The 19,982-nt window shown below is 38.9% G+C and carries 20 protein-coding genes; 13 read left to right on the forward strand and 7 right to left on the reverse strand.

Features of this window, described 5'->3' with window-relative positions; all coding sequences use genetic code 11:
• The first annotated feature begins 27 nt into the window (after positions 1-27).
• Genes DRF67_RS13765 through DRF67_RS13795 form a run of 7 tightly spaced genes read left to right on the forward strand, consistent with a single transcriptional unit; the run spans position 28 to position 5,614 of the window.
• The gene (locus DRF67_RS13765; protein ID WP_115928871.1) at positions 28-393 is read left to right on the forward strand and encodes a hypothetical protein; all 366 of its coding nucleotides are present in this window, start codon (positions 28-30) and stop codon (positions 391-393) included.
• Positions 394-399: 6 nt separating this feature from the next.
• Positions 400-1,212 (forward strand): DCC1-like thiol-disulfide oxidoreductase family protein, encoded by an 813-nt coding sequence (locus DRF67_RS13770; protein ID WP_115928872.1) that lies wholly within the window; start codon positions 400-402, stop codon positions 1,210-1,212.
• Positions 1,213-1,223: 11 nt separating this feature from the next.
• Entirely contained in the window at positions 1,224-2,006 is a 783-nt protein-coding gene (locus tag DRF67_RS13775) for a fatty acid desaturase (protein WP_115928873.1), read from the forward strand.
• Positions 2,003-2,479: an SRPBCC family protein gene (locus DRF67_RS13780; RefSeq protein WP_115928874.1), complete on the forward strand. Its 477-nt coding sequence runs from the start codon at positions 2,003-2,005 to the stop codon at positions 2,477-2,479. The genes DRF67_RS13775 and DRF67_RS13780 overlap by 4 nt, the downstream gene beginning before the upstream one ends.
• Entirely contained in the window at positions 2,476-3,180 is a 705-nt protein-coding gene (locus tag DRF67_RS13785) for a YqjF family protein (RefSeq protein WP_115928875.1), read from the forward strand. The genes DRF67_RS13780 and DRF67_RS13785 overlap by 4 nt, the downstream gene beginning before the upstream one ends.
• 40 nt (positions 3,181-3,220) lie before the next feature.
• On the forward strand, positions 3,221-4,120 hold the full coding sequence (locus DRF67_RS13790; protein ID WP_115928876.1) for a TIGR01777 family oxidoreductase: 900 nt from the start codon (positions 3,221-3,223) through the stop codon (positions 4,118-4,120).
• A gap of 3 nt (positions 4,121-4,123) precedes the next feature.
• A complete protein-coding gene (locus DRF67_RS13795; protein ID WP_228435813.1) occupies positions 4,124-5,614 on the forward strand; it encodes an alpha-L-fucosidase in 1,491 nt (496 codons plus the stop codon).
• A gap of 57 nt (positions 5,615-5,671) precedes the next feature.
• Here DRF67_RS13795 and DRF67_RS13800 read toward each other — a convergent pair whose 3' ends face one another.
• Positions 5,672-6,553 carry a hypothetical protein gene (locus tag DRF67_RS13800; protein ID WP_115928877.1) on the reverse strand — a complete coding sequence of 294 codons (882 nt, stop codon included), beginning with the start codon at positions 6,551-6,553 and terminating at the stop codon, positions 5,672-5,674.
• 320 nt (positions 6,554-6,873) lie between these two features.
• Between DRF67_RS13800 and DRF67_RS13805 the strand changes: the two genes are divergently transcribed.
• The 4 genes from DRF67_RS13805 to DRF67_RS13820 all read left to right on the forward strand — a co-directional run bounded on the left by DRF67_RS13805 (position 6,874) and on the right by DRF67_RS13820 (position 11,860).
• Entirely contained in the window at positions 6,874-7,137 is a 264-nt protein-coding gene (locus DRF67_RS13805) for a hypothetical protein (RefSeq protein ID WP_115928878.1), read from the forward strand.
• A gap of 226 nt (positions 7,138-7,363) precedes the next feature.
• Positions 7,364-8,752, forward strand: a complete 1,389-nt coding sequence (lpdA, locus tag DRF67_RS13810; RefSeq protein ID WP_115928879.1) for a dihydrolipoyl dehydrogenase — start codon at positions 7,364-7,366, stop codon at positions 8,750-8,752.
• 99 nt (positions 8,753-8,851) lie between these two features.
• Positions 8,852-10,795 carry a S9 family peptidase gene (locus DRF67_RS13815; protein WP_115928880.1) on the forward strand — a complete coding sequence of 648 codons (1,944 nt, stop codon included), beginning with the start codon at positions 8,852-8,854 and terminating at the stop codon, positions 10,793-10,795.
• A gap of 264 nt (positions 10,796-11,059) precedes the next feature.
• Positions 11,060-11,860, forward strand: coding sequence for a patatin-like phospholipase family protein (locus DRF67_RS13820; protein ID WP_115928881.1), 801 nt, complete (start codon positions 11,060-11,062; stop codon positions 11,858-11,860).
• Between the two features lie 83 nt (positions 11,861-11,943).
• Here the strand turns inward: DRF67_RS13820 and DRF67_RS13825 are convergent, their stop codons facing one another.
• From DRF67_RS13825 to DRF67_RS13845, 5 genes are all read right to left on the reverse strand, one after another.
• Positions 11,944-12,384 (reverse strand): hypothetical protein, encoded by a 441-nt coding sequence (locus tag DRF67_RS13825; protein WP_115928882.1) that lies wholly within the window; start codon positions 12,382-12,384, stop codon positions 11,944-11,946.
• Positions 12,385-12,514: 130 nt separating this feature from the next.
• Positions 12,515-13,219 carry an ABC transporter ATP-binding protein gene (locus tag DRF67_RS13830; RefSeq protein ID WP_115928883.1) on the reverse strand — a complete coding sequence of 235 codons (705 nt, stop codon included), beginning with the start codon at positions 13,217-13,219 and terminating at the stop codon, positions 12,515-12,517.
• 80 nt (positions 13,220-13,299) lie between these two features.
• Entirely contained in the window at positions 13,300-13,860 is a 561-nt protein-coding gene (locus DRF67_RS13835) for a hypothetical protein (RefSeq protein WP_115928884.1), read from the reverse strand.
• 361 nt (positions 13,861-14,221) lie between these two features.
• Positions 14,222-14,914, reverse strand: a complete 693-nt coding sequence (locus tag DRF67_RS13840; protein ID WP_115928885.1) for a LytR/AlgR family response regulator transcription factor — start codon at positions 14,912-14,914, stop codon at positions 14,222-14,224.
• Complete coding sequence (locus DRF67_RS13845) at positions 14,907-15,971, reverse strand: sensor histidine kinase (protein WP_115928886.1); 1,065 nt, start codon at positions 15,969-15,971, stop codon at positions 14,907-14,909. Before DRF67_RS13845 ends, DRF67_RS13840 begins: the two co-directional genes overlap by 8 nt.
• Positions 15,972-16,154: 183 nt before the next feature.
• Between DRF67_RS13845 and DRF67_RS13850 the strand changes: the two genes are divergently transcribed.
• Together DRF67_RS13850 and DRF67_RS13855 are read left to right on the forward strand one after the other, a co-directional pair.
• Positions 16,155-17,312, forward strand: coding sequence for an acyltransferase family protein (locus DRF67_RS13850; RefSeq protein WP_115928929.1), 1,158 nt, complete (start codon positions 16,155-16,157; stop codon positions 17,310-17,312).
• 428 nt (positions 17,313-17,740) lie between these two features.
• The gene (locus DRF67_RS13855; protein ID WP_165851799.1) at positions 17,741-18,988 is read left to right on the forward strand and encodes a retropepsin-like aspartic protease; all 1,248 of its coding nucleotides are present in this window, start codon (positions 17,741-17,743) and stop codon (positions 18,986-18,988) included.
• A 416-nt stretch (positions 18,989-19,404) separates the two neighbouring features.
• Here DRF67_RS13855 and DRF67_RS13860 read toward each other — a convergent pair whose 3' ends face one another.
• Complete coding sequence (locus tag DRF67_RS13860; RefSeq protein WP_115928930.1) at positions 19,405-19,944, reverse strand: hypothetical protein; 540 nt, start codon at positions 19,942-19,944, stop codon at positions 19,405-19,407.
• Between the last annotated feature and the right edge of the window lie 38 nt (positions 19,945-19,982).

Genomic DNA, 19,982 nt, shown 5'->3' on the forward strand with positions numbered 1-19,982 from the left:
GAGAGGAACCCATTCATAATAGCCATCATGAAAGAATTTGCCAAATATGACTACTTCATTCAGTTATTCGTTAGCATAATAGCTGTTATTACTACAGTTGCCGGATTTCAAACCTGGGGGTTTATGGCTTTTTATGTTATTGTGGGGATTTTCCAATTGATAAGTTTCCTCATAAGGTTGTTTATAAAGACAAAAAAATCAGTAATGTATGTTGTTTATGGAATTACAATATTACCAGTCTGGAGTTCTATTTTATGTATTTTTCTTTGTAAACAGAATAATGGCATTACCAATTTCTTGGGATATATTTTAATTGGTGCTCTTATTTATAGCCCAATCATGGCCATATTGTATATTCATGAAACTTACCATCAGTATAAAAATTTAAAATAACAACCAATGAAAACGCTCAAAAACCACACCCTGCTCTACGACAACGAATGTCCGATGTGTGCAATGTATTCCAAAGGTTTTACAAAATGGGGAATGCTGGATGAGAACGGAAGAGAAGCCTTTACGGAAATCTCCATCAAAAATAAAAGCTTGGTTGATTTCCACCGCGCAAAAAACGAGATCGCTTTAGTCAATCATACTACCCATGAAGTGGCATACGGATTAGACAGCTTGTTGTTGATTATTGGAAATTCATTTCCGTTATCAGAAAAAATAGCGAGGATACCTCCTTTGTATTGGCTGTTTAAAAAGTTATATTCCTTTATTTCCTACAACCGTAAACAGATTATTCCATCAAAAAAAGATCAGACGGAACAATCCTGCGTTCCCGATTTTAATCTGAAATACAGAATTGGATATATCGCGTTTGTGGCCTTTTTTTCAGCCTACATCTTAAGTTTGTTTTCTACGAAACTTGCCCCGAATCTGTCTTCCAACTTTTTTAGAGAGTTAGCGGTCTGTTTAGGACAGATTCTTTGGCAGACCATCTTTTTAAAGGCTTATTTAAAAGATAAAATCTGGGACTATATAGGCAACATGATGACAGTTTCATTCATAGGAACGCTGCTTTTACTTCCTGCTCTGATGACTGATTTTACTTCTGCTTTTTATATGATGTACTTTGGTGCAGTAGTATTCATTATGTTTCTGGAACATGTAAGAAGATGTAAAATATTAAAACTGAACTGGATACCAACGGTTTCATGGATGCTGTTCAGATTAACAGCTTTGGCCTGTATCATTTTGATAACCATTTAAAAATTAGAATCATGAACCATCTTGAACTTACCAAAATTGTGGAGTGGAAAGACCTCAGAAAACTTTCTGTAAGTGAAATGCTTATTGAAAATAACATCAGCCTGCCGTGGCTTTTTATTTCCTTATGCTTAGCTTACAATGAATATTACTGGATGGCACTGCCTTTTTCAGGCTTTTATTTTCTTACAGCACTCAGGCAGGTTCATAATGGCTTTCACAATTCCCTGGGAACAGGAAAATTCCTTACGTGGCTGTCACTGTACCTTAATAGTATTACGATGATGGCGTCCATTCATGCTGTAAAATTCAACCATATCAGGCATCATAAGTTTTGCCTTTCTGAAGAAGATTATGAAGGAAAATCAGCATCAATGAAATGGTACGAAGCCATCTTATATGGTCCTGTGCATATGTTTCTGATTCATCGGATCACCTTTAAAAAAGCAAATATGAAATACAGGAAGAATATGGGTCTGGAACTTGTTTCTATTGCTTTTTTGATGGCCATTGTATGGTACTTCCAGATTAATTTTTTGATGTATCATGTGCTTGTCATGATTGCCGGAGAATTTTTAATGGCCTTTTTTGCCGTCTGGACCGTTCATCACGATACCCATGAAAATCCAAATATAGCAAGAACACAAAGAGGATTCTGGAAAAACAAGTTGACGTTCAGTATGTTTTATCACATGGAGCATCATCTTTTTCCTGCCGTTCCCACGATTAAGCTTCCGGAACTCGCTGATAGAATAGACAAAACATTACCTGAATTGACTAAAAAACAAACTTTTTGAATCGTTCTGTAATTTATGTAGAAACCGCGATCAATGCTGATATCCATTGTGTATTTGATTTAGCAAGAGATATTGATCTCCATCAGGCTTCCACGTCGCGAACCCACGAAAAAGCCATTGCAGGACGTACCTCCGGCCTCATCGAAGAACATGAAACGGTAACCTGGAGAGCTAAACATCTGGGAGTGTATCAAACTCTCACTACAAAGATCATCAGTATGGACAAACCCAACCAGTTTACGGATGAAATGCAGAAAGGAGCCTTCAAATCGCTTCGTCATCAACATATTTTCAAAGAAATAGGAGGAAAAACGCTGATGATTGACCTCTTTGAATTCGAATCTCCATTGGGAATCATCGGGAAGCTTTTTAATAAGGTTTTTCTCACCCGGTACCTTAAAGAATTCCTGCTGGAACGGAATGAACTGATCAAAACCACCGCAGAAACCCATTATAAAAATACAATCGTATGAACTTTTTAAAAGCAGAATGGCGAAAATTAGCCATCATTAATTACGAGATCAATCCTGAGCTACTATTAAAATATCTGCCTGTAGGGACAGAGCTGGATTTTTATAAAGGTAAATGCTATGTCAGCTTAGTTGGCTTTATGTTTTTAAATACAAAATTGATGGGCGTGCCTATTCCATTTCATCGGAATTTCGAAGAAGTAAACCTTAGATTTTATGTGAAGAAAAAAGAAAATGGCATCTGGAAAAGAGGCGTGGTTTTCATCAAAGAAATTGTCCCCAAACCGGCTTTAAGTTTTGTGGCTAATGCTGTATATAAAGAAAACTATCATACCTTACCGATGAAAAATACGATCTCTGAGAAGGATGATGAACTGCTCATTAAATATTCCTGGAAGGACAAAAGCTGGCATTCGATCAGAATCATTGCCGACTGTAACGCCCAACAAATGGAAGCCGATTCGGAATTTGAATTTATCACTGAACATTATTGGGGCTTCACCCGGAAGAAGAATATGACTGCTGAATACGAAGTATGCCATCCGAAATGGGATTGCTACCCGGTAAAAGATCACCGGCTGAATATTGATTTCCGTACCGTATACGGTCACGATTTTGACTGTCTTACTCATCAGAAGCCTATCTCTGTCATGCTGGCGGAAGGATCTGAAATTGAGGTGAAGACAAATAAGTATATTGCTTAGGAAAACACAGAGGTATGTAAAATTCATAAAGTCTAGAGAAATGAAAATAATTATAGCTGGAGGCACCGGATTTCTCGGTGAAAACCTTGAAAAATACTTTACAGAAAAAGGAAACCGGGTATACATTCTGACCCGGAATCCAAAACGCAGCAATGAGATCTTCTGGGATGTAAAAACGATGGGCGAATGGAAGAACAGACTTGAAAATGCTGATGTTCTCATCAATCTTACAGGGAAATCCGTAGACTGCCGTTATCACGAAAAAAACAGACAGGAAATTTATTCATCAAGAATTGAAAGCACCAATATATTGCAAAAGGCTGTGGATGGCTGTTCTGAAAAACCAAAGGTCTGGTTGAATGCCAGTTCCGCAACCATTTATGTTCATTCTGAAAAACATCTGAATACTGAAGAAAACGGAATTATCGGGGATGATTTTTCAATGAATATCTGCAAGAGCTGGGAGAAAGAATTTTTTAAGGTAACCCATGATGATGTACGCAAAGTCGCATTGAGAACTTCCATTGTTATTGGGAATCATGGAGGTGCTTTTCCGAAGCTCCGGCAGGTTACCCGGTGGGGATTGGGAGGTAAGCAGGGAAGAGGTAATCAGTGGGTAAGCTGGATTCATATTGATGATTTTTGTAAGGCAGTGGAACTGATCATTGAGAACAAAAATATGACAGGACCCATTAATGTAACAGCCCCAAAACCCATCTCCAACGAAGAAATGATGCAAATATTGCGAAAGCAGATGAATATGCCGTTTGGATTGAATGCTCCGGTCTGGCAGCTGGAACTGGCATCTTTATTCCTGAAAACAGAAACTGAATTATTGCTCAAAAGCCGTCATGTATATCCTGAAAAACTGATCAAAACTGGATTCACTTTTTCCTTTCCGGATTGGGAGGGTGCAGTTTTTAACCTATTGAAATCCTAATGTTTGCAGATTTATCAAAGGTTGTTTAAATTAGCGGGAAACTATCCTTATATGCTCATCCGGCCAAAAACAAAAACGCTGTTCTTTTTATCAGTTTTCATAAGTTCGACGCTGCTTTCACAGGCGCACCCTGTTTCCGAAGGCTACCAAAAACCTACAGATCCACTTGTTGTACAAAATCTGGAAGAATGGCAGGATCTGAAATTCGGATTGTTTATGCACTGGGGGACCTACAGCCAGTGGGGAATTGTAGAAAGCTGGAGCTTATGTCCCGAGGACGAGTCGTGGACGCAAAGAAAACCTGAACACGGAAAATCTTATGATGAGTATGTAAAGAATTACGAAAACCTTCAGACGACATTCAACCCCATACAGTTCAACCCTGAAAAATGGGCAGATGCGGTAAAAAAGGCAGGAATGAAATACATGGTTTTTACCACAAAGCATCACGATGGTTTTGCAATGTTTGATACCAAACAGTCAGACTATAAAGTGACTTCCCCCAAAACTCCGTTTTCAAAAAATCCGAAGGCAGATGTTACCAAAGAAATCTTCAATACGTTCAGAAAGGAAGGATTCAGAATCGGCGCTTATTTTTCAAAACCGGATTGGCATTCTGACGATTATTGGTGGTCTTATTTTCCACCTAAAGACAGAAATGTAAATTATGATCCCCAAAAGTATCCGGATCGATGGAATGCCTTTAAACAATTTACCTTCAACCAGCTGAATGAAATTACCTCCAACTATGGTAAAATCGATATTTTGTGGCTGGATGGAGGCTGGGTTCGTCCTTTTCATACCATAGATCCCAATGTGGAATGGCAGAGAACTATTAAAGTGGAACAGGATATTGATATGGATAAGATAGGAGCCATGGCCCGCCGGAATCAGCCGGGAATTATCATTGTAGACCGTACTGTTCCCGGAAAGTGGGAAAATTATGTAACCCCGGAACAGGCTGTCCCGGAGCACGCCCTTTCTATTCCATGGGAAAGCTGTATGACCATGGGAGACTCCTTTTCTTATGTTCCCGACGATCACTATAAGTCGTCGCAGAAGATTATTGAAACCCTTGTTAAAATCATTTCAAGGGGCGGAAACTATCTTATGAATATTGCTCCCGGACCCAATGGGGACTATGATGCAGTGGTCTATGACAGATTAAAGGAAATTTCCGGATGGATGGAAAAAAATCAGTCTGCAGTGTTTGCAACAAGAAGTATAGCGCCTTATCACGTCGGCGATTTTTATTATACCCAAAGTAAAGATGGAAATACGGTAAATATCTTTCATCTGGACGAAAAAGCAGAGTATAAGGCGCCGGCAATCCTTTCCGTTCCCATTCCTGAAAAAGTAAATCCAAAATCTGTACGTGTTCTGGGAGTTCCTGCTAAAGTACAGTGGAAGAAGAGCGGCAATAGCTTGGAGATCAGGATTCTCCAAGACAGGTCTGCATTACAATATGTTACAGTGATTCAGATAAAGCAATAAATTCAGAAATACAAAGAGCAGATATTTCTACTCTTTGTAAAAATGTATATGGTTACTTTAATATTTTCTTGCCAGGAGAAGATTAAGTAAGAATGTTCCGGTCCAGTTACTGTTATTGGATCCATTGCTTCCTATGAAATCTATCCTGGCAACAGAAACCGTAAGTCGGGTTCTTCCGGCAGTTCCATTATTGGCAAGACTTACAAATGATGCCGTAAAAACATCCGGAAAACTTGAATTGTTCCCAGCAGTAAGGATAGGATACATATTAGTCACATTGAAAGGCGACCCCTGATATTCATAAACAATAGTCATTCTGCTCGTATTGGAATAAGCGGAGGTATGGGCATAGGCAGTGGATGTTTTGCTGATCACCCACCATACATCGGTTCCTGTTCCGGTATCATAAGAAGTAACTGTGTGATTGGACCAGTCCCCAACCCCTGGAGATCCGCCCCCATGGGGAGGGATAGACAGCTGTGCGCCATAAATCTCCACGTTGCTTGGTTTAGGGAGAACTGTAAAAGACAGATCCCAAGTACCACCCGTCGTATTGCTGTTGTTAACTACCTCCGCATAAGCCCCCCTAGGAATAACAAAGGAAGCTACTGGTGTGTTATCAATCCTTAGCGTATTAGCACCCGATGCCTGAAGGGTAATACCAGAAGTGGAAATATTTTTGATCTTATAAATTCTTCCCGTGTAGCTGGTAGCTCCTGTTCCGATAACAGGGAGTGTAAATGTCGCATTACCCGTTCCATTATATGTGATATAATGGTCAGTTGGAAGAATAGTATAGCTGTTTGCTGTGATCTGGCTGTAACCAGCCCCTAGAGAGCCGTTAACAGCCAAAGTACTGTTGGGTGTTGTAGTATTAATTCCTACTTGCGCATGAAGAGGGAACATCCCAATTAAGAGTGGTAAAATGTATTTTTTCATATGTATAAAATTTGGTTATCACAAAAATATAAAAAAAAATATGCAAATAATCCGTTGAAAGTTAATATTTTACAGATAATTTATTTAATTCACTATAATGTGATTTTGGTGGATTTTTGTATGATTATAACTTATATATAGAGGTTTTTTATACCTTTTACATCAGAATTTCTGTCATTATAAAACAATTGGAGCGTTTTTACAGGTCATTTCCGTACCATCTGAAAAAGTGGTACAATATGTGTAATCTTTATGATAAATCTGAAAGAATTCAATGAATTGTAATTGATCAGTTGAAATCATTCATAAATATACTTGTTATGAAAAAGCTTTTTATATCAACAGTACTCGTTTTAGGCTTTTCAGTAAATGCAGCAGCCCAAAAGCGCCCGCCCCTTCCTCCGCATCCATCAAAGACAGAACTGGTCAATCGCAAGATGCAGGAACTCGACAAAAGATACAATACTGAAAAAAAACTGATTATGAATCATCCGCTTGCGACCAAACAGATGAAAAGGGACCAGATGAAGGCTTTAAACCAAAAATACCAAAGCCAGAAACGATTACTTAAAAAAATGAAATAAGATCGTTTTTTTGCTATTATAGAAATCAGGATTACTGATTTTTACAGATTAAATTTTAATACTTTTCAATAAAAATTGATTTTGTCATAAGAGAATGGATTTACATTCTCTTTTTTATGCTGATAATTCAATAGAAATAACTTTACAGATGCATTGTAAGATGAACCCGAAGAAATGGCAAACATCCAATATTTTTCCTTAAATTCGCATAAAAATTTTTAAAGTAATGAATTACGATATTATTGTCATTGGAAGTGGTCCTGGTGGATATGTTACTGCGATCAGAGCAGCACAGTTGGGTTTCAAAACCGCAATTATCGAGAAAGAAAACTTGGGAGGAATTTGCCTGAACTGGGGGTGTATTCCAACGAAAGCTTTACTAAAATCTGCTCAGGTTTTTCATTATATCAACCATGCTGAAGACTATGGTCTGAATAAAGTGGAAGCAAGTTTTGAGTTTCCCAATGTAATTCAGAGAAGCCGTGGTGTTGCCGGTAAAATGAGCAAAGGAATCGAATTCCTGATGAAGAAGAACAAAATTGACGTAATTCTGGGGACAGCAAAAGTACAGAAAGGTAAAAAAGTTTCTGTTACAGATAAAGACGGTAAAGTAACTGAGTATGCAGCAAACCACATCATTATTGCTACAGGAGCTCGTTCAAGAGAATTACCAAACTTACCGCAGGATGGTAAAAAAGTAATCGGATACAGACAGGCACTGTCTCTTCCTGAGCAGCCAAAATCTATGATCGTTGTAGGTTCAGGAGCGATCGGAGTAGAGTTTGCAGATTTCTATAATACAATGGGTACAAAAGTAACGGTCGTAGAATTTATGCCGAATATCGTACCAGTAGAGGACGAAGAAGTATCTAAGCACCTGGAGAAATCCCTGAAAAAATCAGGAATTGAAATCATGACCAATGCTTCTGTAGAAAGTGTTGATACCAGTGGAGAAGGAGTGAAAGCGAACGTGAAAACAGCGAATGGTAACATCACTCTTGAAGCGGATATCCTATTATCTGCCGTAGGTATTGCTGCCAACATCGAAAACATCGGTTTAGAAGAAGTAGGAATCCAGACAGATAAAGGCAGAGTATTAGTTAATGAATGGTACGAAACTTCAGTTCCTGGATACTATGCAATCGGTGATATCATCCCGACTCAGGCATTGGCTCACGTAGCATCTGCTGAAGGAATCACTTGTGTTGAAAAGATCAAAGGAATGCATGTGGAGAAAATCGACTATGGCAATATCCCTGGATGTACATACTGTCACCCTGAAGTAGCTTCTGTAGGTCTTACAGAAAAGCAGGCTAAAGAAAAAGGATATGAGATCAAAGTAGGTAAATTCCCTCTTTCTGCAAGTGGTAAAGCTACTGCCAACGGAAACACAGACGGATTTGTAAAAGTGATCTTCGATGCTAAATATGGTGAGTGGTTAGGATGCCACATGATCGGTGAAGGAGTAACGGATATGGTTGCTGAAGCTGTAGTCGCTAGAAAACTAGAAACGACAGGTCATGAGATCATCAAGTCTATTCACCCACACCCAACAGTTTCTGAAGCAATTATGGAAGCTGCTGCCGCTGCATATGGTGAGGTGATTCATATCTAAGAATAAAATAAGAGGGAATACCTCTGATAAACCATAAAAACCACAGATTTTATCTGTGGTTTTTTTATGGAAAATAACTAATTTCGGTAAAAATTTAACATGAGAAATAAATCTGTCATCGCTCTGTTTGCCTTAGCAGGATCCCTGTTTTCAGCACAGGAAAAAAATATGTTCGTAAGCCCCAATGAAAATCTGATTGCCGAAAATATATTGCCCATTCCCAAAAGCTTAAGCCAGGGACTCAAAAAATATTCTGAAAGCAGAAATGCAAGCCTTGCAGATATTCATCCTGGGGGAAAGGAAATTATTGCGGTTACCCGATTTGCATCTACCAATCAGCTGTATAAAATCGCAAATCCACTGGGAGCCAGACGACAGATTACATTCTTTGATGAGCCGGTGAATACAGCTTCATACGAACCTGTAAAAGGGGAGTTTCTCATCTATTCAAAAGATACCGGTGGCAATGAATTTGGTCAGCTTTACAGGCTCGATTTAAAATCTCTGGAATCCACATTGCTTACCGATGGAGGAAGATCTCAAAATGGTGGAGTTACCTGGAAAAAAGATGGCTCAGGTTTTTATTTTACCTCTACCAAAAGAAACGGTGGCGACCGCGATATCTATTATATGAACCCTTTGAAGCCGGAAGAAGTAAAGCCGGTTTTGGAGCTGAAAGGCGGCGGATGGGGAATCAGTGATATTTCTGAGGACAACACAAAACTTCTGATTACAGAATATGTTTCTGCCAATGATTCTTACCTGTATATCTATGATCTGGAAACAAAGAAACTGGAACCTCTTACGGACCGTAAAGAGAAAGGAATTGTACAGCTTAATGCCTCCTTTGGAAAAAATAAAGATGAAATATATTATATAACAGACCGTGAGAATGAATTCAGCAGACTCGCCGTTTTGAATATGAAAACCAGGAAGATCAATTATCTGACTCCATCCATTCCATGGAATGTAGAGAGGTATGATCTGTCTAAAGATAAATCAAAACTTATTTTTATCACCAATGAAAGCGGGATCAATAAAATGTATATTCTCGATACAAACACCCGGAAATATGTGTCCGTAAATAGCATTCCAACAGGGCTTATCGGTAGCAGTAAATTTTCAGGAGATGGGAAGGCTGTTTATTTTTCACAAGCTACGGCCAATTCCGGAACGGATGTATACAAAATGGATGTGGCTACCCAAAAGATCGAACGATGGACGGAAAGTGAGCAGGGAGAAATGCAGCCGGCAGATATGATCGCCCCAAAACTTATTGAATGGAAGAGTTTTGACGGAATGAAGATCACAGGCTTCTATTATCCGGCACCGGCAAAATTTACAGGTAAAAGGCCGGTTCTTATTTCCATACACGGAGGCCCGGAAGGACAATCTATGGCATCATCACTGGGATCCGGCAATTATTTTCCAAACGAAATGGGAATTGCGATGATCTATCCTAATGTAAGGGGTTCCTCTGGATTTGGCAAGACCTATATTGCCGCTGATAATGGATACCTGAGAATGAATTCTGTGAAAGATATCGGAGCCCTGCTGGACTGGATTGCCAAACAGCCGGAACTGGATAAAGACAGAATCATGATTACCGGGGGAAGCTACGGTGGTTTTATGACACTGGCGACGGCCTATGAATACGCAGACAGAATCCGATGCTCCATGGATGTAGTGGGAATCTCAGACTTTAATACATTCCTTAAAAATACCGAAGAATACCGAAGAGATCTGAGAAGGGTAGAGTATGGGGACGAAAGAATTCCTAAAATGGCAGAATTTTTTACCAAAATAGCCCCATTAAATAATATTGACAAAATTAAAAAGCCGATGTTCATCGTTCAGGGAACCAATGATCCCCGGGTACCTGTTTCCGAAGCAGTCCAGATGCGGGACAAGTTGAAGGCCCAGGGAAAGACGGTATGGTATCTTGAGGCCAAAAATGAAGGACATGGCTTCAGAAAAAAAGAAAACGTAGACTTTCAGCGCCTGGCCATGATCCGGTTTATGCAGGAATATCTCTTGAAATAAGATGATTATAGAATGACACTACAGCAAAACCGTACGGAAATGTTGTAGTGTTTTTTTTTAATCAGCCTTTCATTCCGCAGCAGAAGATTTTTGTCTTTCTGTAGTTGGTATGGGACATACAGTGACTTTGGCTGAAGATGACAACATGAACAAGGGATCCGGTTTGAGAATAAAAAGAATTTGGACTTATTAAAAATAAACTTAAAAAAACATAATTATGAAAATTAACCTGTTTTTCTCATTGGGTTTTCTTAATTTTATTCTATGAATTTTGAAAGAGTAGGGCTTGTTTTATCAGGAGGTGGTACCAAAGGGATCGCTCATGCGGGAGTATTAAAATTCTTGAAAGAAAATAATATGGAGGTAGATCTCCTTTCCTGCTGTAGTGCAGGATCTATTGTGGGCTGCCTGCATGCTATCGGAAAAACTCCGGAAGAGATCCTTGAGTTTTTCAATTCAGTTTATTTTTTCAACTGGAAACATTTTACTTTCAATCAGCCGGGGCTGGTTTCGTCAATTATTTTCAGAAACTATCTCAAGCCAATCTTTCATGATATGAAACTGGGCGACCTTGATATCGAAGTGAAAATTGTGGCCACGGAACTTGTTTCAGGAACCCAGAAGATTTTTGACAAAGATTTTGAGATCGTAGATGCGATTATTGCCTCCTGTTCCATTCCCGGAATTACTACCCCATACATCATTGATGATGAAATGTACTGTGACGGCGGAGTGTTGAACAATTTCCCGGCAGACATTATCAGAGAAGACTGTGACAAGCTGATTGGTGTATTTGTATCGCCACCAAGCGAAGCACAGATTAAAGATCTTAATTCCATAAAAGCCATTGTCTCACGTTCCTATGACCTTCTTTCCTACAGGATAGAAAAAGTGAAATTCGATTACTGTGACTGGTTTATTTCCTCTCAGAAATTAGCTTCCTATGGAGCTTTTGAACGTAAGAAAGAAAGACTGGAAGAAATCTTCAATATCGGGTACAAAGCAGCGAGAGAAAGCTATGAAACCAGCCGGTTCCTTACCGAGCTCAGACAATCCGGAACATAAAAAATCCTGTACAATGACAGGATTCTGTTTTTTATAAAAAATTGTTACCTTTTAATACATTCGGTAAAATAGCAGCTGAAAAATCAGTTTTTCACGACATAGCCGTCCTGACGTACGATTTCCTGATCATTCTGATCGGTAACTGTCAGGGTATAAGGGGCTTTTTTTGCAGAATCTGTAAGGTAGTTTCTCCAAACCTGATAGCTGTATCCTTCATTATTAAAGACAATATAATAATTGCCTCCCGTACCGTCAGGAACAAGTTCCCCATCACTGATGATCATACTTGGTTTAGCCGTAATCTTTGCATTCGCATTCCAGGACTGGTAAAGATATTTCCCATTAGGCTGTTTATCAATTCTGATTTTGAATTTTTTAGTTTTGATGATGACGGTTTTCGGTACTTCTTGAAAAGCATAGCCGGAAACGACGTGGCTCGCTTTTGAATCATTTGGAATTTCCTTAGCATAAGCAAGAGAAAATTGCGCTAAGCACAATGTTCCTAATAAAAAAGTTTTAATCATATTATTATATGGTTATTGGTTTGACAGTCAAACCTTATCAAATATAACGCCACGATCAGATACAATGCGTTATTAGGTGCATATTACATTACACTTTAAGCTTGATCCGAAAAATTATTGGGTTGAAAAATTAATTCTGAATCGCGGTATAACTTGCAAAAGCCTCTTCCAGGCTGTCAAACTTTCCTTTGAACTCATCAATTGGACAATCCTGAAGAATATTTCCTTTATGAATGAGAATAACCCTCGAGCATAGCGCTTCTACTTCCTGCATGATGTGCGTGGAAAGGAGAACGGTCTTTTGCTGACCGATTTCTTTTACGACATTACGGATTTCAATAATCTGATTAGGATCCAGGCCATTGGTTGGCTCATCCAGAATAAGGAGGTCAGGCTGATGAATGATTGCCTGTGCCAGTCCTACACGTTGCTTATATCCCTTGGAAAGCTGACCGATTTTTTTTGATCTTTCCGGGGTAATTCCGACAAGCTCGATAACCTCGTCTATTCTACTTTCAGGGATTTTATGGATATTGGCTACAAACTGAAGGTATTCTTTCACATACATCTCCAGGTACAGCGGATTATTTTCCGGTAAAAAGCCTATTTTTTTCTTACTTTCAGTCTCATGTCTGGAAATATCCATTCCATTGAAGATGATTTGTCCTTCGTCGATTTTCAGAGCTCCTACGATAGATTTCATCAGTGTAGATTTTCCGGCACCGTTAGGGCCAAGAAGACCGATGATTTCATTTTTATCGATAGAAATGTTGATATCGTTAAGAGCGATCTGCTCTCCAAACTTTTTGGTTAGATTGAGAATCTGAAGCGGCATAATACTGAATGTCTTTCTGCAAAAATAAAATAAAAAAACTCATCCGGTAGAATGAGTTTCGTAATATTTTTAAATTATAATTATTTTCTTGATTTTTTCTTCGCTCCGCCAGAAGTAGGGGTTGCGGTAGAAGCGGTATTGGTTCCTTTGTTAGCTGCATTCGGATTCACAGCAGGGGTCTTGTCATACAGTGCATACTTCCCGTTGGTTCTTCCAAAGATTTTCTCAACCTGTTTTCTCGTTAAATACTGTGACTTTCCAATGTATTTTCTGTTTTTGTTGATGACCTGAATAAACTGTACGGTAGGCTGGCCGTAGTTTCTTTCATAATGAAGTTCAATGATATCATTGGGAAGCTCCAGTATGATGTTTTCACCTGGCATTGTTATAAAACCATCCATAATCAGTTTATAGAGTCCGATCACATCACCATTCAGGTTTTGAAAAGAAAAAGATCTGATGGTATTCAGGTTGCTGGTGTTCAGATCCTGGTAATTGACTGTAAATTTATCTTCCTTTTTATAGAGACCAACGGAATTATCTTTACCAACTTCCACCAAACTTTCATTTTTCAACACTTTAATCTGTGAGAAAACTGAAATACCGAACATACATGTAATAAGTAGAATTATTTTTCTCATGGAATGAATTTTAATGTTTTATAAATTGGTGCACTTAAAATTACTAATAAAAAAGCTAAAAAGCAATTTAATTCGTTGAGGCAAAAGTAATACTTTTTTTTAATATTGTTAAGAAACGGACAACCGCCAGATCTATTGTGCTTAAAGGGTAATAAGTTGTAAATCATGTATTTATTGCATAGTTGTCAGGATCTGTTTCTGAATTCATTTTATCCTTGTAAAGTGAATTGTTTTTTGTAATGCATTGAATTTCAGTGATGAAATATGGGAATAGGGAAATGGAGGAGTAATATTTAAAAAACAAGTGTTAAAATCATGGAAAATATCTTTACCTTAGACTTTGGGGGCTTTGAAACCGGTTTTAAAGCAGTTTGTTTTTGGAAATGGCTGATATATAATGATCGAATTCTTTTTTGTAACTTCTTCCCACAGGAATCTGATGACTACCCAATAGAATTTCATGGGTGCTGAACGCGGTAACAAACCTGGAATTGATGATAAAAGACCTGTGAACTCTGATGAACCCTTTCTCTGAAAGGATCACTTCCAGGTCGGCTGTTTTGTTTTTCGAAATAAAGCTTTCCTTTGCCAGGACTACTTTGATATCATTTCCCTGGCTTTCAATATACATGATCTCCGAAAGCTGAATCTTCCGGTGCATTCTTTCCGTTTTGATCATGATAAAGTCTTCTTCGGTCTCTGGAACTGTCCTCAGAATCCGCTCAACAGATTTGAAAAAACGCTCAAATGTGATGGGCTTCAGAAGATAGTCTACGGCTTCCAGCTCAAATCCTTCAATCGCAAAATCACGGTAGGCCGTTGTGAATATGGTCTTGGGTTTCTGAGAAAGGGACTTTAAAAAGTTAATTCCGTTTAAATCGGGCATTTGAATATCCAGGAACATCAGATCAATGGTCTGGTTCTGGAGGATCTTGTAAGCATCCATTGCATTTTCAGCTTTTCCTTTGAGCTTTAAGTGACCGATTTTGGAGATATGGTTTTCCAGTAACAGGGCTGCCAAAGGCTCGTCATCTACAATGATACAGTTAATCATATTGTGGCGGAGTGATTATTTCAACTTTAAAAGTATTGTTTTTCCGGGAGATTCTGAATACAAAATTATTCTGATAATGATGTTCAAGCTGCCTTTTTATATTTTGAAGCCCAATTCCGTTTTCATTATTATCCTGGTAGTCAGGACAGGTGTTTTCAATACTGAAGTAGGTTTGCTTATCATCAGCTTCGATCTCAATGCTAATTTCCGTTATACCGGTGTTCTTTCCGGCACCATGCTTAAAAGTGTTTTCTACCAATGTGAGATACAGCAGAGGCGGAATAGTATTGGAGGAATGAAGCATCGTCCGCCGGCTTATTTTTAATCTTTCATGGTTATACCGCAGGTGCTCAAGAGCGATATACTGCTCAATAATGGTCAGTTCTTCAGAAATAGCTACCCATTTTTTCTCGGCTTTGTATAAAATATAGTCTAAGATATCCGAAAGCTGACTGATGGACTGAGAGGTTTTATCAGAGTTGCTTATCGAAAGAGAGTAAATATTATTCAATGTATTGAACAGAAAATGAGGGTTGAGCTGGGATTTAAGGGATTTCAGTTCCAGTTCCGCCTTTTCTTTCTGAAGCTTCAGGCTACGTTCCTTTTCGTCCCGGTACCGCATGATAAACTGGATCGAAATAAAGATAAAAGAGCCGCTTACTACAGGCAAAGTATAATGGAGCGTGAGATACCTGATGTCGGTAAAAATGCTGATCAGGCTGTCCTTAGGCTCACTGATAAAAAAAGGCTCTGCAATATAAACAATAAAGACCCGGTTGATAACGGACAGTAAATACAGACCTGTGATGAGGTACAGAAAAAATTCTATGTATTTTTTCCGGTCGGAAAAATGACGGATGAGGATGTAATAGATCAAATTGGCACCGATGATCTGGAAAATCCAGTGGCAGAAATTATAAATCACCAGTACCCCGAAGTTTCCACCATCATACTCTCCATAGCTTTTTGCTGTTCCGAATAAAAACAAAGCGGTCCAGAAGAATACCTGGAAGTAGATATTCTGCCTGATTAGATTTTCTGACCCTGTTTTTATCATCCTCAAAAATAATAAAACTTAATGCACGGTGACAAAAGCAATATTAAATGGGGGAAAACAATGACGAATGATCCTTTTTGATGTGCAGACAACCTGTTTTACACTTGATATCAGAAAGGCTGCTTTTTGCATGATGCACGACAAATGGATTCTGATTTTATCAATATTTGCAGGAAAAAAAATATGAAAACAGGCTATTCTGAAAGGCTTTACGGATTAGATCATCTGAGAGCGCTGGCTATTGTACTGGTCTTAATGTATCACTACCGGGCATTCCAACATCCGGCATGGATTGATACTGTGGGAAGATGGGGCTGGACGGGAGTAGATCTGTTTTTTGTGCTGAGTGGTTTTCTGATTTCGAGTCAGCTGTTTAAAGAAATAGACCATAACGGAGGGATCAGCCTCAAAAGATTTTATGTAAAACGGTTTTTCAGAATTATTCCTCCATACGCCTTTACTGTTCTTCTGTATTTTTCCTGTCCACTCTTCAGGGAGCGGGAAGCATTGCCGCCCTGGTGGAAACTGGCCACTTTTACCCAGAACTATGGTTTGGATGTGATCCATTATGGAACATTTTCACACGCCTGGTCATTGTGTATTGAAGAGCAGTTTTATCTGGTCCTTCCTGTATTGCTATTGATGCTGATGCCGGCAAAACTTTTTAAATATTTAGGCATTTTGATCATTTTGATCATCGCTTTTTCATTGACTGCCAGGCTGATGGTCTGGAACAGCGATGTTGTAGTGGTCAATACAGAATCGCTGGATTTCTGGAAATTATGGTATATGAAGATATATTATCCTACTCATACCAGGCTGGATGGGCTTGCCACAGGGGTATTGGTTGGTTATCTCATGCAGTATTCACCTGTTTTTAAACGGTTGGTCCACCGCAATGGAAACAAGCTTTTCCTTTTGGGAATCCTGCTGTTGGCGATCTCATTCTGGGTATGCTACGAACAGGCTTCAAAAGCGGCTTCCATTATAGGATTTACCTTAGTAGCCGTAAGTTATGGGTTTATAGTGATGTCCGCGGTTTCTCAGTCTTCATTTTTATCCCGTTCAAAATCTTTTGTCACAGGGCAGCTGGCTGCCTTATCCTACGCAATTTATCTTTCCCATAAAGGGATTGTTCATCTTGTACAGAAGACTCTGGAATATTTTAATCTTGATGCTTCAGATCATGTAAGTCTTATTCTTTGCCTTGCAGCCTGTATTGGGGGAGGCCTTTTTTACAGGTTCACCATTGAAAGAATATCCTCAGAAATACGACTGAAAGTTTTAAATCTCATGAACAGAAGAGGTAAGTCTGCGGGATCGATTGGAGAAGAAAAATAGTAGCTTTTGATTTTTTAACCCTAGATCTTCACAGATCATTGCGGTACTCATAAGCTGCTTTGGCCATATATCTTCGATGAACGATTTACATTTTCAAATTTTTCCTACGTATTGTGAACAAAAACCGAAAGTAATAATTATCTTTTGATAATCATTTGTTGTTAGTTTTTTAGATTTCAAATATAGGTTATATCTTTTTTGCTTTTTGTTTCTACTTCTGGCTTTTATTGGGGATTTTATCCAGCTCAAAATGGGAAAAATGATAAAATATCTTCCTATATGATCAAATAGCTCTTTTGCTGTTGCAGGATTTAATACATTAGCAGAATCAATACCCTATACTGATTATGAATGACTTTTACTTTAAAATTAGCGATTGTAATAAAAAAGATATCTATTGCAGAGCAGTCAAAAAGGTAGGATACACAATGATTCTGATTATGCTTTTAGCGATGTCAGGCAAGAGTTTTGGCCAAGCCTCAGACCCGGCATTTAATGCGGTCTACAAACAAATTCAGCAGAAAAATTTTTTCAAAGCCCGTCTGCTCTATGCAGAATCGAAAAAAAAGCTGCCGGCAGAATATCAGTATTTTACCGAAGCTGTGCTTGATAATGCCTTTAACAGGCCTGAGCAGTCTAATCGCAGAATAACAGAGCTGGAATCTTCAAAAGTTAAACTTCAGGATTCGCTTATGCTTAAAATACAGTCTCTTAAGGAAGATAACTGTATGAAACAATATGATTACAAAGGGGCAAAAAATGCAGTTCAAAATGCTCTTAAAGTGTATGACAAGTTACTGACAGAAGAAAAAAGAAATGACCTTAAAAATAATCTGAAAATCTGGACCGCACTCGAAAATGAGCCGCGACAAAAGGTGACGTTCACCGGAAGTACGCGTATGAAAATGGAGAAAGATGCTGCAGGATTAAAAAACCTGAAAGTAAGCATAGGGGAAGAGTATATGAATTTTATCTTCGATACGGGGGCCAATATCTCTACGGTGTCAGCGACAACAGCAAAACGTTTGAAAATGAAAATCATCCCTGCTGATATTGATGTGGATGCCATTACGGGCATTGCCGTGAAAGCGGATCTCGCGGTCTGTAAAAAACTGGTGCTGGGAAATGCGGTCATAGAAAATGCTGTATTTCTGGTGTTTGCAGATACGGCGCTCAGTTTTCCACAAATCAGTTATCAGATCAACGGAATTCTGGGATTTCCGGTAATAGAAGCCTTGAAAGAAGTACAGTTGAGTCAGGATGATTTTTTTACCGTTCCCGATAAAGAAACCAAAATCAATGCCCCATCCAATATGGCAATAGACGGACTGACTCCGCTTATTTTTGTAGATGGTAAACATTTTACCTTTGATACCGGTGCAGATCATACCATGCTTTACGCTCCTTTTTATGCCGAAAACAAAAACCAGATTGACAGGCAGTATCAGATGGTTAAGATCGGTATGGGAGGCGCAGGAGGAAAGATAGAGTATGACGGATACAAGATATCGCATACTTTTCATATTATGGGAAAGGAAGTTTTGCTGGAGAATGTCAATGTGCTAAAGTCTAAGATTAATAAAGAAACAGCCTACGGCAATATAGGTCAGGATGTGATTCGTCAGTTTAATAGGATGACCCTGAATTTTGATCAGATGTTTATTAAGTTTGATTAAAGAGAAGTGTTCTGATTGTGAGGTACTGATCAGAAAAATAAAAATGTTCACAATGATGAGGATGCGGTGCAAAATTGATGGTGAATGGATTTCAATAGGAACGGGCTTTAGCCCGTTCTGACTGTGAGGCACTGATCAGAAAAATAAAAAATGTTCACAATGATGAGGATGAGTTGCAAAATTGATGGTGAATGGATTTCAATAGGGACGGGCTTTAGCGCGTTCTGATTGTGAGGTACTGAGCAGAAAAATAAAAATGTTCACAATGGTGAGGATGGGGTGCAAAATTGATGGTGAATGGATTTCAATAGGGATGGGCTTTAGCCCGTTCAAGCTATGTACAATGCCGACAATAGAATTTGAAAACAAAAACCCACTTCGCTCAGAAGTGGGTTTTATACTATGTTTCACAATAGTTACGATTTCCAATAAGACCATTTGCTGCCGTTGAAGACCGCTAAACGTTTCGCTCCGGCTTTATTAACATACACCATCATTCCTGGTGAAGGATTCTGGATATTTTGTACATCTGCTACAATCGGCAGAACCATGGAGCGGGTTGTAGATTCTAACACCAGAACTCCATTGGCCGTGCTGGAGCTCGCTCCTATGACTACTTTAGCAGATGGAGTTTCAGGGGTTTGTGCAGCAGTAGGCTGAGCAGCCAGAGCACTTGTAACATTCGAATCCTGTCCGCTTAAGTCTACCCAGGCGCCGTTGTAATATTTTATACGTGCTTTGGTAGGGTCGGTGGCATCAAGAAGCATTGTCCCTTCTGCCGGAGCAGCAGGAAGGGTTCGTACATAGGGTAAGATAAGTCCTTTGTTTTCATTGGCAGGAAATTCTAGCAGAACAGAAGTTTTTACAGCTGCTGTACCCGTGGCATTCCCAATAACAACTTGGGCATTTGACATTGCTGTGGCTCCAAGAAATACGGTTAATATGATTTGTTTCATTTTCTTTAATTTTTTTAATTCGCTGGCGATGGTTCTAT

Source organism: Chryseobacterium pennipullorum (assembly GCF_003384725.1).
Classification (GTDB): Bacteria; Bacteroidota; Bacteroidia; order Flavobacteriales; family Weeksellaceae; genus Chryseobacterium; species Chryseobacterium pennipullorum.

Excerpts from the sequence above, each read along its gene's own strand:
- DRF67_RS13770 (WP_115928872.1), top strand. The coding sequence starts at position 400 with ATGAAAACGCTCAAAAACCACACCCTGCTCTACGACAACGAATGTCCG.
- DRF67_RS13860 (WP_115928930.1), bottom strand. The coding sequence starts at position 19,944 with ATGAAACAAATCATATTAACCGTATTTCTTGGAGCCACAGCAATGTCA.
- DRF67_RS13785 (WP_115928875.1), top strand. The coding sequence starts at position 2,476 with ATGAACTTTTTAAAAGCAGAATGGCGAAAATTAGCCATCATTAATTAC.
- DRF67_RS13815 (WP_115928880.1), top strand. The coding sequence starts at position 8,852 with ATGAGAAATAAATCTGTCATCGCTCTGTTTGCCTTAGCAGGATCCCTG.
- DRF67_RS13800 (WP_115928877.1), bottom strand. The coding sequence starts at position 6,553 with ATGAAAAAATACATTTTACCACTCTTAATTGGGATGTTCCCTCTTCAT.
- DRF67_RS13790 (WP_115928876.1), top strand. The coding sequence starts at position 3,221 with ATGAAAATAATTATAGCTGGAGGCACCGGATTTCTCGGTGAAAACCTT.
- DRF67_RS13840 (WP_115928885.1), bottom strand. The coding sequence starts at position 14,914 with ATGATTAACTGTATCATTGTAGATGACGAGCCTTTGGCAGCCCTGTTA.
- DRF67_RS13835 (WP_115928884.1), bottom strand. The coding sequence starts at position 13,860 with ATGAGAAAAATAATTCTACTTATTACATGTATGTTCGGTATTTCAGTT.
- DRF67_RS13845 (WP_115928886.1), bottom strand. The coding sequence starts at position 15,971 with ATGATAAAAACAGGGTCAGAAAATCTAATCAGGCAGAATATCTACTTC.
- DRF67_RS13805 (WP_115928878.1), top strand. The coding sequence starts at position 6,874 with ATGAAAAAGCTTTTTATATCAACAGTACTCGTTTTAGGCTTTTCAGTA.
- DRF67_RS13830 (WP_115928883.1), bottom strand. The coding sequence starts at position 13,219 with ATGCCGCTTCAGATTCTCAATCTAACCAAAAAGTTTGGAGAGCAGATC.
- DRF67_RS13765 (WP_115928871.1), top strand. The coding sequence starts at position 28 with ATGAAAGAATTTGCCAAATATGACTACTTCATTCAGTTATTCGTTAGC.
- DRF67_RS13850 (WP_115928929.1), top strand. The coding sequence starts at position 16,155 with ATGAAAACAGGCTATTCTGAAAGGCTTTACGGATTAGATCATCTGAGA.
- DRF67_RS13855 (WP_165851799.1), top strand. The coding sequence starts at position 17,741 with ATGATTCTGATTATGCTTTTAGCGATGTCAGGCAAGAGTTTTGGCCAA.
- DRF67_RS13820 (WP_115928881.1), top strand. The coding sequence starts at position 11,060 with ATGAATTTTGAAAGAGTAGGGCTTGTTTTATCAGGAGGTGGTACCAAA.
- lpdA (WP_115928879.1), top strand. The coding sequence starts at position 7,364 with ATGAATTACGATATTATTGTCATTGGAAGTGGTCCTGGTGGATATGTT.
- DRF67_RS13775 (WP_115928873.1), top strand. The coding sequence starts at position 1,224 with ATGAACCATCTTGAACTTACCAAAATTGTGGAGTGGAAAGACCTCAGA.
- DRF67_RS13825 (WP_115928882.1), bottom strand. The coding sequence starts at position 12,384 with ATGATTAAAACTTTTTTATTAGGAACATTGTGCTTAGCGCAATTTTCT.